This window comes from Mesorhizobium sp. WSM4847, assembly GCF_055811335.1.
In genome coordinates this window covers 73,605-85,063 of sequence record NZ_JBVVPY010000022.1, presented here as the reverse complement: position 1 = coordinate 85,063, position 11,459 = coordinate 73,605, and the positions used below count along the sequence as shown (strand labels likewise).

Below are 11,459 nucleotides of genomic sequence, written 5' to 3'. Positions count from 1 at the left end.
TCCATCAGGCGACCCGCCCGCCGAGATTCACTTTAGCGCGACGCCGGCGACAGTATTTGTGCGCATGCGAACAATCTCTTGACTTTACCCTGTCACCAGGCGGAGCTCAAGCTCGCCGGTCTTGCCGGCGTGAGCGTAAGCCATTGAATTGACCCGTATTTATTTAGGCAACAGCGCGATGCATTGATTTCGCGGCCGGCTGGCTGGATTGCCGATGGCGCGCGTGATGCATAAAATCGCGCACATTCCTTCCAACAAAAACAAGGGGACTGTTCATGTGCAAAGGCGATGATATCAGCTGTCCGCATTTCGAGCTTCACTATAACAAGTTGAAGCAAGATCTAAATGCCGAGCGACGCGGCTTTCTGAAGGGGGGCCTGTTCGCGGCCAGCGGTCTGGCCACGCTGGGCGCCGGTGGCATCTCGCTGGTCACACCCGCACTGGCGCAGGCCACGTCATCGAAGCTGCCTGCACAACGCGCCTATCATTATTTGCCGGCCAACGCCGAGACCGTGCATTGGGGCTACTTCAGCAAATCACTGAAGCCGCGCATCGAGGTCAATTCCGGCGACATCGTCACGATCGAGTCGCTCACCCACCATGCGGGCGATGACCTGGAGCGCATGGTTGACGGCGACGAGGGTGCAGAGAGCGTCTATCTCTGGACGAAAGAGAAGAAGGGCGTCGACCGCCGCGGTGCCGGCCCTACCGACCCGGCCAAGTACAAGAAAGGTTCTGGTGAGGGGCAGGGCGTGCACATCATGACCGGCCCGGTCTATGTCCGCAACGCGGAGCCGGGCGACATATTAGAGGTGCGGATTCTCGATTGCGGGCCGCGTCCCTCTGGCAATCCCAAGTTCAGCGGCAAATCATATGGCTCCAACGCGGCGGCCAATTGGGGCTTCCACTACAATGACCTGCTTGACGGCACCAAGCGCGAGGTCGTCACCATCTACGAGGTCGACGTTGCCGGCGGCAAAAGCTGGGCCGAAGCGGTCTACAATTTCCAATGGGTGCCGCAGACTGACCCGTTTGGCGTCAGGCATGACACGATCGACTATCCCGGGGTTCCGGTCGACCACAGCCTGACCAAACGAAACTACGATGTGCTGAAGGGCGTGAGACTGCCCATTCGCCCGCATTTTGGCACGATCGGACTGGCACCGAAAGAAGCGGACGTCGTAGACACCATCCCGCCGAGCTACACCGGCGGCAACATCGATAACTGGCGCATCGGCAAGGGCGCCACGATGTATTATCCGGTCTCCGTCGACGGCGCGCTGCTCTCGGTCGGTGATCCCCATGCCAGCCAAGGCGACAGCGAATTATGCGGGACGGCGATCGAATGCTCGCTCACCGGCACGTTCCAGCTCATCTTGCACAAGAAAGCGGACCTAGCCGGCACACCGCTCGAGGAGCTCAATTACCCCATGCTCGAGACGCAAACGGACTGGCTGGTGCATGGGTTTTCCTACGCCAACTATCTTGAGGAACTAGGACCGAGCGCTCAGAGCGACATCTATTCGAAGTCGTCTGTCGACAGAGCGCTGCGCGATGCGTTCCGGAAGATGCGCCACTTCCTCATGACAACCAAAGGATTGACAGAGGACGAGGCGATTTCCCTGATGTCGATCGGAGTAGACTTCGGCATCACCCAGGTCGTCGATGGAAACTGGGGGGTGCATGCGGTGGTGAAGAAGGACATCTTCGCCGCACGTGTCGCCTGAGATGGTGGGTAACTAAATCTCGCATCACTTCGCCGTTACTCGGAAGCTCGACAAAGGCTAAAGCGCGTCGCGTTTGAAGGAATTCATGCGACGCGCTTTACGCTGCGCACCCTCGGGTCAGGCCCGAGGGCATGCTTTTGCGCAACATGCATCAGGAATCCGAACCAAGCGGGGCACCGACCGGTCCCTCCGTAAGAACGGACATCTGTAGCCAAGAGAAGCGACCGAAACCGAAGAAGGCGACCGTGCACCAATGGTACCGTTGGCTGGGATCGAACCAGCGACCTCCGGATCCACAATCCGGCGCTCTAACCATCTGAGCTACAACGGCACGTTCGCCTGAGCGGGATGGAACGTTCATCCTCTGAGACCCGCTCTGTCGTTCGGCGATGCGTCCATACGGGCTATCGGAGTTTAATTCAAGGCTTTTGGCCGCGCATGGCCCGGAAAATCAGAATCGATTTCGCTGGGGATCATGCGCAAAATCCCAGGGTTCCGCAGCGTTCTTTGCGCGTCCAGGAAGGCGCCCGGCGCTGTAGGCAAAGGGTGCTCCGGCACCGACATCATATTCGCCGGGCAAAGAAAAAGGCCGGCGGGAGGAGGTGCCGGCCTTTTCCTGTTCCGAGCCAGCGGGAGGAGGTGCTGGCTGGTCATCCCGGAGAGCAGAGGGAGGAGGTTCCACCCGCCGGATATTCGCTTGGACCACTATATCTCACATAATCCTGTTCGAAGAAATGCGACCTTTTGTTGCATCTTCGAACTATGCGCAAATATTAGGCGATCTTAACTTCCTTCATCGCCTTCTCGAAGGCGGTCTTGAGCGGCTTGGAGACGTCCTCGGCCGCCTTGGAGGCGACGGTCTGGAAATCCTTTGCCTGCTCGACAGTCATCTCGACCTGCTTGCGCAGGAATGCGGTCTGCAGTTCGACGACTTCCGACAGCGACTTGGCGCCGATCAGAGCTTCGAAATGCGACAAGCCGGCTTCAGTATTGGCGCGCAGAGCGGCAATGGTCTTGAGCGACAGGTCGTTGGAAACGGTCTTGGCGGTCTCAAAGGTGGACTCAAGGGCCTTCTGGGTCTCTTCGGCGCCGGTCTTCAGCTTGGCATAGGCCTCTTTCGACTGCTCGACGCCCTTTTCGGCGAAAGCACGGATCTGGTCGGTGGCCTTGGAAGCGTCGAAGCTCGGGAATTCAACGTTTTCGATAGTATCAGCGGTCTTGGTCCTGGACAATTTTCCATCCTTTGCAGGGGTAGCGGCTTCGATAGGAAAGCCGTCTCGTTCATGTATGATGGCAATATAAAGGCAAATCTTGTGCATTGCAATATCTTTGTTGCAGCGCACCATAAATTTTCTCTCCCAGCGTTAACCACGCGCCCAGAGATTCCGGCGGTTGCACGCTATGGCTTGTGGACCTTCGCGCCGTCGGCTTTTATTAACAAAGCGTTAACTGCAAACTGCCCGCTTCGTAAGGGTTCCCAAAGCGCATGCCGTCTGAAAACTACTCCTTCCTCGACGTCGCCGTGCTCGACGCGGTCCGCCAGCGCTTTGCCGCCGGCGACGCGATCGCTCTTTTGTCGGCAGACCTCGAACAGGTGATCTGGGCCAACGGACCAGGGGCAGCGGTGTTCGGCTACCCCGACATCGAGGCGATCATCGGCGCCTCGGCCGGCTTGCCGCCGATCGCCAGGCGCCAGATCATGGCGACAAGCGGTTTTCCACAGATCGGCCGCGACCGCGCCATCACGGTGCGGCTGGCAACCGGGCTGACCAGCCGCGCGGTTGGCTTTCTGGCCAGCGCGGTGACAATGCCTGACGGCGAAAACGCCATCATGCTGGCGGTGCCGGCGACGCAGACCGGCTCGCGCAGCGCCGCCGAGCTTGCCGCTCGGGCCATCGGCGGCTTTACCGAAGACGGTCATTTCATCGCCTTCGTCGATGCCAACGGCAACATAGAGGCCGCTTCCGATGGTTTTTCGGCACTCGGCATCCTGCCCGAAACGCTGACAGCGCTTGTCGCCGATGTTGCGAACGAGAGCGGTCGCGTCGTCAAACGCCTCGTTCCTGGCGGCACCGCTTCCTACCCCGCCGGCCTCGCCCGGCTGACTGACGAGCGGCACCTGCTGGTGGTGATCGACGAGAACCAGCTGGACTCCGAAGCAGCCCCTGCTGGCGTGCTCAGCGCAGGGGCGGCGGCCGATGCCGCAGTCCCGCCAAAAGCACAACAGGACAACCCGCCGGCAACAGTCGCGAAAACGGCTGCGGCAGTGCAGACAGTTGCGGCAGCCGACGAAGACACTTCGCTGTCGGCGGAGCATGATGTTCCCGATTCCAGTGGGCCCGATTCCACTGGGCTCGATTCGACCGGATCTCATTCAACTGCGCCTGATTCAACCGAGCAGGGTCCGGAAGCGGCCGGCGGGATACCTCCACAGCATGACCATTGGTATTTCAGCGCCAGCGAGGAGGAGGCGCAAAAGCCGGGACCGGATGCATCCGGTCCTGTCGAGGCGGATGCTTCGGCGGAAAGCTTCGCACAAAATGCCGTCAGGGCCGCCTCCCCGGTCAAAAATGCCATCCCCTCGATCGACCGCGCGGCGGCGCCCCTGCGTTTCGTCTGGCGCACCGACGCCGAGGGCAGATTCAGTGCGCTGTCGCCGGAATTCGCGGAACTCGTCGGCAAGCCTGCCGCCGATGTGATCGGCCGGCGCTTCAGGGACGTCGCGGCCACCTTCGACCTCGATGCGAGCGGCGACATCGCCGGCCTGCTCGACCGACGCGATACCTGGTCCGGCCGCTCGGTGCTGTGGCCGGTCGCCGGCACCGATTTCAAGATACCCGTCGACCTGGCGGCGCTGCCCGTCTACGGCCGCAGCCGTGCCTTCGAAGGCTTTCGCGGTTTCGGCGTTGCTCGCACCGGCGATGCGGTGGTCGATCCGGAAGCGATCGGCATGGCGCTTGTCGCCAATGCCGACGTCCCCGTGGCCGTCGAGCCGGAAGTCGCCAAAACGCCTGACGAAACCGACCCGTTCCAAGGCGAGGTGCCGGCGCTGACCATCGTGCCGAAGCCGGAGCGGCGCTTAGCCGACAAGGTGATCCGGTTGGCGGAGCACAGGCAGCCGGCCAACGACAAAGGCCTGTCGACGCTGGAACGCAGTGCATTCCGTGAGATCGGCGAGCGGCTCAAGAAGGACAATCCCCCGACCGAACAGCCCGCTGCCGCAATTGCGGCAGAGCCGGCTGCGGCGGAACCGACCGAAACCGATGTCGAAGACGAGAAGGATGTCGCAAGGCTCGACGGTGAGGAGCCGCAAGCAACCGTGTCCGACCTCTCAGGCTCGCTGCTCGACTATGCCGACCGGGACCATGTCGCCGACGATGGCGACGGTGCGCCGGTCTCCGAGCCGGGCAAACCGGCGCAGGAGATCGCTGAGCCCACCGACGCCGCCAGTCGATCGATCGCCGAAGACGCCGACAGCATGACGGCCGCCGATTTCCGCGATGCAGAAGACAGCGAGGACTGGGCGCGGCCTGATGACGGCGAAACCGGTTCGCCAACCGATGGCATCGGCGATGCCGGCGACGTCGAGCCGGCGACGGTCGAGCGGCCGCGCCTGCCGGTGCCGCCGCTCAAGCTCGAAGGGTTCGTGCCGTCGGCTTTTTCGACCGCGGACGACAACAAGGCTCCGGACATTTCGATCCTCGGCAAGCTGCCGGTGCCGCTGCTGATCCATTCCGGCGACGATCTTCACTATGCGAACGAGGAATTCCTCAGCCTGACCGGCTATGACACGCTCGACCAGTTGGAGGATGCCGGTGGCCTCGACGCGCTGTTTGCCGATCCTTACGACGGCAGCGCCTCCGATGGAACCGACCACGCGCTGCGGTTGAAGACGCGTGACAGTCAGGAGTTCCCGATCGAGGCCATTTTGAGCTCGGTGCCATGGCGTGGCGGCAAGGCGCTGATGCTGGTCGTGCGCCGTTCCGGCGACGACGAGGCAGCAGGTGCCGCCGACGACCAGACGCAGCCGGACACTTCGGAGCTCAAGGCGCGCATTGCCGAGATGCGCACCATCATCGACACCGCGACCGACGGCGTCGTGCTGATCGGCCGAGACGGAACGATCCGCTCGATCAGCCGACCGGCGGAGGCGCTGTTCGGTTTCGACAGCGACGAGGTGACCGGAAAAGCCTTCGTCTCGCTGTTCGCGATCGAAAGCCAGCGCGCCGCGCGAGACTATCTCGACGGATTGTCCGAGCCCGGCGTGGCGAGCGTGCTCAACGACGGCCGCGAGGTGATCGGACGCGAGGCGCAGGGGCGCTTCATTCCGCTGTTCATGACCATCGGCAGGCTGCCCAACGACAGCGGTTTCTGCGCGGTGGTGCGCGACATCACCCAGTGGAAGCGGGCCGAAGAGGATCTGACCCAGGCGCGCGCCGTGGCCGAGCGCGCTTCCTCGCAGAAGACCGACTTCCTCGCCCGCATCAGCCACGAAATCCGCACGCCGCTCAACGCCATCATCGGCTTCTCCGAACTGATGGTCGACGAGAAGTTCGGACCGGTCGCCAATGACCGCTACCGCGACTATCTGCGCGACATCAACCGGTCGGGCAACCATGTGCTCGACCTGGTCAACGATCTGCTCGATATTTCGAAAATCGAGGCCGGCCAGCAGGAGATGGCCTATGAGGCAGTGTCGCTCAACGACACGCTGGCCGAGACGGTGGCGATGATGCAGCCGCAAGCCAACCGCGAACGCGTCATCATCCGCTCCAGCTTCGCCTCCCGGCTGCCGGAAGTGGTGGCCGATCTGCGCAGCGTGCGCCAGATCGCGCTGAACATCCTGTCGAATGCCATCCGCTACACGCAGGCCGGCGGCCAGGTGATCGTATCGACAGCCTACGAGAACTCCGGCGACGTGGTGATGCGCGTGCGCGACACCGGAATCGGCATGAGCCAGTCCGAGATCGAGCAGGCGCTCAAACCGTTCAAGCAGCTCAACGCGCTTAAGCGCGGGCGCGGCGACGGCACCGGTCTCGGGCTGCCGCTGACCAAGGCCATGGTCGAGGCGAACCGGGCCCGGTTCACCATCAACTCGACACCCGGCGAGGGCACCCTGGTCGAAGTCGCCTTCCCGTCGACCCGCGTGCTGGCGGATTAGGGCAGCGGATCTTCAGTCGTCCGTGTCGCCGCGCTATCTCTTTGTTTGCATCGGATTTTCCCAAACCGGTGTCCACTTTGGCTCATGCTCGGCACACAAAAGAAAGGCGTCCAACAGGACGCCTTGAATGATCGATTGCTGTACATCGGGGGCTTGAGCGAATTCAGATCCTCTTGGGATTTAGAGGAACGGGATTTCTCCCTCAAGTTACGCACGACTATCGATGTCGGCCCTTAACAAAACCTTACCGGCACCGCGAAAAATTTACCGATGTGTACCACTCATGAAATCTAGGTAAATTCGAGCGAGATATTTCGTTAACCATGCTCGGCTCCGTTTGAACGCGTGACGGATCGCATGTCCTGGACCTCGAGAAACTAATCGGCCAGCTGCGGCAGGTCGCGGAACAGCTCGAGCGCTTCGGGATTGGCCAGCGCCTCCTTGTTCTTGACGGCGCGGCCATGCACCACGTCGCGCACCGCAAGCTCGGTGATCTTGCCCGATTTGGTGCGTGGAATGTCGGCGACGGCGACGATTTTAGCCGGCACGTGGCGCGGGCTCGCGCCGCTGCGGATTTTCGCGCGGATGCGTTTTTCCAGCTCGGCGTCGAGTTCAACGCCGGCCGCCAGCCGCACGAACAGCACGACCCGCACATCATTGTCGAAATCCTGGCCGATGCACAGCGCTTCCAGGATTTCCGGCATTTGCTCGACCTGATTGTAGATTTCCGCCGTGCCGATCCGCACACCGCCCGGGTTGAGCGTCGCGTCGGAACGGCCGTGGATGATCAGGCCGCCATGGGCGGTCCATTCGGCGAAGTCGCCGTGGCACCAGACATTGTCGAAGCGCTCGAAATAGGCGGCGTGGTATTTCTTGCCTTCGGGATCGTTCCAGAAGCCGATCGGCATCGCCGGGAACGCCTTGGTGCAGACGAGCTCACCCTTTTCCTGCCTGAGCGGCTGGCCGTCGTCGTCCCAGACATCGACGGCGAGGCCGAGGCCGGGTCCCTGGATCTCTCCGATCCATACCGGTTGGGTCGGCACGCCGAGCACGAAGCAGGAGACGATGTCGGTGCCGCCAGAGATGGAGGCGAGATGCACGTCTTTCTTGATGCCGTCATAGACGAAGCGGAAATCTTCCGGCGACAGTGGCGAGCCGGTGGAGGAGATCGTGCGCACGCTGGAAAGATCGTGCGTGTTGATCGGCCTGAGGCCGGCCTTGCGCGCGGAATCGATGAATTTGGCCGAGGTGCCGAAATAGGTCATCTTCTCTGCGTCGGCGAAGTCGAACAGCACGTTGCCGTCAGGGTAAAAGGGCGACCCGTCATAAAGCAGAAGGGTTGCGCCCGACGCCAGGCCGGAGACCAGCCAGTTCCACATCATCCAGCCGCAGGTGGTGAAATAAAAGAAGCGGTCGCCGTCGAGCAGGCCGGCGTGGAGCCGTTCTTCCTTGACATGCTGGATCAGCGTTCCGCCGGCCGAATGGACAATGCATTTGGGAATGCCGGTCGTTCCGGAAGAAAACAGGATGTAGAGCGGATGCGCGAACGGCAACCGTTCGAAGGTGACCGACTTGGCAGCGAAGGATGAGAACGCCTCGTCCAGCGCAGTCGCCTTCTCGATGATCGCCGCCACATCGATCGACGTGCCGAGATAGTCGACGATCAGGATCTTGCGGACGGTGACGAGCTTTGCCGCAACGGCGGCGATCTTGTCGGCAACCTCGATCGCCTTGCCATTGTACCAGTAACCGTCAGGCGCGATGAAGACGACAGGCTCGATCTGCCCGAACCGGTCCAGAACGCCCTGCTCGCCGAAATCGGGAGAGCAGGACGACCACACGGCCCCGATCGAGGCTGCCGCCAGCATTGCCGCGACCGTCTCCGGCATATTGGGCATCATGGCAGCGATGCGGTCGCCCTTTTTCACCCCGAGCGACAGGAAAAGCTGCTGCAGCCGCGAGGTCAGCGCATGCAACTCGTTCCAGGAGAGCCGGCGCTCGACCTTGTCCTCGCCGCGAAAGACGATGGCGTCACCGAGCCCGGTTTTTTTCAACAGGTTCTCGGCGAAGTTAAGCTTGGCGTCGGGAAAGAAGGCGGCGCCGGGCATCTTCTCGCCATCGACGAGCACGTGCTCGCCGCCACTGATTCCCCCGCTGGCGCCCTTGTCGCCAACGATGCCGCAAAAGTCCCAGACCAGGCTCCAGAACGCCTCGCGATCGTCGATCGACCAACGATGAAGATCGCCGTAGGAGGGAAAAAACCCGCCGGTTGCGGCCGCCGCGGCCTGCATGAAGGCGGTCATCGGCGCCGCGTCGATCTGGTCTTTGGTCGGTATCCAGAGCGGTGCGTCGCCAGCCATGATCGTTCCTCCTTAAAGCACGTTACGCTTAAAGAGATTCACGCGACGCGCTTTAGACTTTTGTTATTATCATGTCGTTATCCAAAAACGTTGCGCATTTTGGCGACATGCATTGGCATCGCTTATGCATATCGCAGCGCAGCAGAGCAAGATTTTGTTCGGCCGGGCGGCGCGGATGTGCGCAAATGCCATCGCTGGGCCATAAAGACTTGAAATGCGTCAGCCCTAAGTCGTAGGTAAACGACTGGGGTTACACCCGTCGGGCGATTTTTTGTCGGAACGGAAGCATACGGGGCGACATGCCATCACCTTTGATCCGGCGCGGAATATGGGCGATCGGCGCTGCCGTGCTCGTCATCGCGCTGGCCGTTGCCGCCCTGCCGCTCGTCGCCTCGACCCGTATCGTGCGCGACCGCATCGCCTGGGAAATGAGTGCGTGGAGCGGTTTCAGGGTCACCATCGACGGCGCGCCACGGATCGAAGTCTGGCCGAATTTCCGTGCCATCCTGGCCGACGTGACGCTTTCGCAATGGACAGAGACCGACGCGCCGCCGGTGATCGAGGCTGAACGGGTCGAGGTCAATCTCTCCGCCATGGCGGCGTTGCGTGGCAATGTGGTGTTCTCGACGGCGCGGCTGATCCGGCCGACGATCAGGGTTCAACGCGCAGCACATGGACTTTTCCTGCCCGCCCTGCCTTCGGGCGGGCGCATCACCCGTTCCATCGACGTCGCTCGCGCCGTTGTCAGCGCCAATCCAGCCAAGCCGGACCTCAGCAAGCTGCCGGCTGATCCGTTCGGCACCGTGGAGTTCAGGAACGGCCGCGTGGTGACTTCCGTCGATGGCAAGGACGCTGAGATACTGAGCAGCCTGAGCGGCCAGGCGAACTGGGCCGCAATGAACAGCAATGCGACGCTGTCGGCGACCGGGATCTGGCGCGGCGAAAGCGTCGCCGTGGATGCCGCATCGTCAAACCCGCTGGTGCTGTTTGGCGGAGGTGCGGCGCCGATGACGCTTTCCTTCAAGGCGGCCCCTGCCAGTTTTTCGTTCGACGGCGTGGCCAGCATGTCCGAGAACGCCTATTTCGACGGCCAGGCAAAATTTGCCGCACCCTCGCTCAGGCGCGCGCTCGAATGGTCGCGGGCCGGCATCGCGCCGGGCGCAGCAATTGGCTCGGTTTCCGTTTCCAGCAAGCTCACGGCGACCTCCGGCCGCATTAAATTCGAAAACACCGAGATCGCCCTGGACGACAATCCGGGAATGGGTGCGCTGGATTTCTCCTTTGGCGAGGCGCGCCCGGTGATCGCCGGTACGCTCGCCTTCGAGACGCTCGACCTGCGGTCGTTTCTCTCCGCCTTCGCACCCCTGGCGCCCGCGAACGGCGCTGGCCCCGGCGAAATCGACATAAGCGTCGCCGACCGCATCGATCTCGATCTCAGACTGTCGGCAGCGCAGGCCACCGCAGGCGCCATCCAGCTTGCCGACGTCGCCGCCGCTGCCCAGGTCAAGAACGGTCTTGCCGTCTTCGATATTTCCGATGCATCGGCCTTTGGCGGCAACATCCAGAGCAGCCTTCGTTTTGACCGCAAGCCGGAAGGCACGCAGGTCGAGATCAGGCTGCTCGCCTCCGACATCGACGGCGGGGCTTTTGGCACCGCAGCCGGAATGACGCGACTGGTGCCGATCGGCACGGGAACCGTTTCGGTCATCCTCAAGGGGCCGGGCAGAACCTGGGATTCCATTTTCGAAAATGCCGACGGCTCGGTTTCGGCGAAATTCGGCCAAGGCGCGTTGAGCCGGTTCAACCTGCCGGCGTTTCTCAAACACAATGAACAGGGCGGGTTCTTCGCGCTCGACGATGTCTCTGACGGAACACTGCCGATCGACGGGGCCGAACTCAAGGCGAGCATTTCGAACGGTGTGGCGAAGATCGACAAGGCCGAAGCGAATTCGGCGAAGTACAAGATCTGGCTTTCCGGCATCGCCTCCTATGCCGGGCGCGGACTGGCGCTGTCCGGCGGCATCATTCAGGCGGACCAGCCAGCCACGCAGACAAATAGCCAAGGTCCCAACCAGTCTTCATTCTTCATCGGCGGAACGTGGAGCACTCCGTTCATTTCGCCGATAAGCCGCGGGGTATCCGGCGAGTAAGCAACGAAGCTGCTGCGGTCGTCGTCAGAAGTACTTCCTGCCGGCTTTGCTGGCGCCGCCC

5 protein-coding genes and 1 tRNA gene are annotated in these 11,459 nt (G+C 62.1%); 3 read left to right on the top strand and 3 right to left on the bottom strand.

Features of this window, described 5'->3' with window-relative positions:
* The first annotated feature begins 275 nt into the window (after nucleotides 1–275).
* Nucleotides 276–1,727 (top strand): acetamidase/formamidase family protein, encoded by a 1,452-nt coding sequence (locus AC0L28_RS26795; protein ID WP_023800326.1) that lies wholly within the window; start codon nucleotides 276–278, stop codon nucleotides 1,725–1,727.
* Nucleotides 1,728–1,981: 254 nt separating this feature from the next.
* Here AC0L28_RS26795 and AC0L28_RS26790 read toward each other — a convergent pair.
* A tRNA-His gene (locus tag AC0L28_RS26790) sits at nucleotides 1,982–2,058 on the bottom strand.
* Between the two features lie 442 nt (nucleotides 2,059–2,500).
* Complete coding sequence (locus AC0L28_RS26785; RefSeq protein ID WP_023800324.1) at nucleotides 2,501–2,959, bottom strand: phasin; 459 nt, start codon at nucleotides 2,957–2,959, stop codon at nucleotides 2,501–2,503.
* Nucleotides 2,960–3,213: 254 nt separating this feature from the next.
* On the opposite strand from AC0L28_RS26785, the gene AC0L28_RS26780 reads away from it, so the two are divergent.
* Nucleotides 3,214–6,888, top strand: a complete 3,675-nt coding sequence (locus AC0L28_RS26780; RefSeq protein WP_023800323.1) for a PAS domain S-box protein — start codon at nucleotides 3,214–3,216, stop codon at nucleotides 6,886–6,888.
* A gap of 377 nt (nucleotides 6,889–7,265) precedes the next feature.
* Here AC0L28_RS26780 and AC0L28_RS26775 read toward each other — a convergent pair whose 3' ends face one another.
* The gene (locus AC0L28_RS26775) at nucleotides 7,266–9,248 is read right to left on the bottom strand and encodes an acetoacetate--CoA ligase (RefSeq protein ID WP_023800322.1); all 1,983 of its coding nucleotides are present in this window, start codon (nucleotides 9,246–9,248) and stop codon (nucleotides 7,266–7,268) included.
* Nucleotides 9,249–9,547: 299 nt separating this feature from the next.
* On the opposite strand from AC0L28_RS26775, the gene AC0L28_RS26770 reads away from it, so the two are divergent.
* On the top strand, nucleotides 9,548–11,398 hold the full coding sequence (locus AC0L28_RS26770) for an AsmA family protein (protein WP_023800321.1): 1,851 nt from the start codon (nucleotides 9,548–9,550) through the stop codon (nucleotides 11,396–11,398).
* Nucleotides 11,399–11,459: the final 61 nt, after the last annotated feature.

Coding starts and splice junctions, on each gene's coding strand:
- AC0L28_RS26795 (WP_023800326.1), top strand. CDS start 276: ATGTGCAAAGGCGATGATATCAGCTGTCCGCATTTCGAGCTTCACTAT.
- AC0L28_RS26780 (WP_023800323.1), top strand. CDS start 3,214: ATGCCGTCTGAAAACTACTCCTTCCTCGACGTCGCCGTGCTCGACGCG.
- AC0L28_RS26775 (WP_023800322.1), bottom strand. CDS start 9,248: ATGGCTGGCGACGCACCGCTCTGGATACCGACCAAAGACCAGATCGAC.
- AC0L28_RS26770 (WP_023800321.1), top strand. CDS start 9,548: ATGCCATCACCTTTGATCCGGCGCGGAATATGGGCGATCGGCGCTGCC.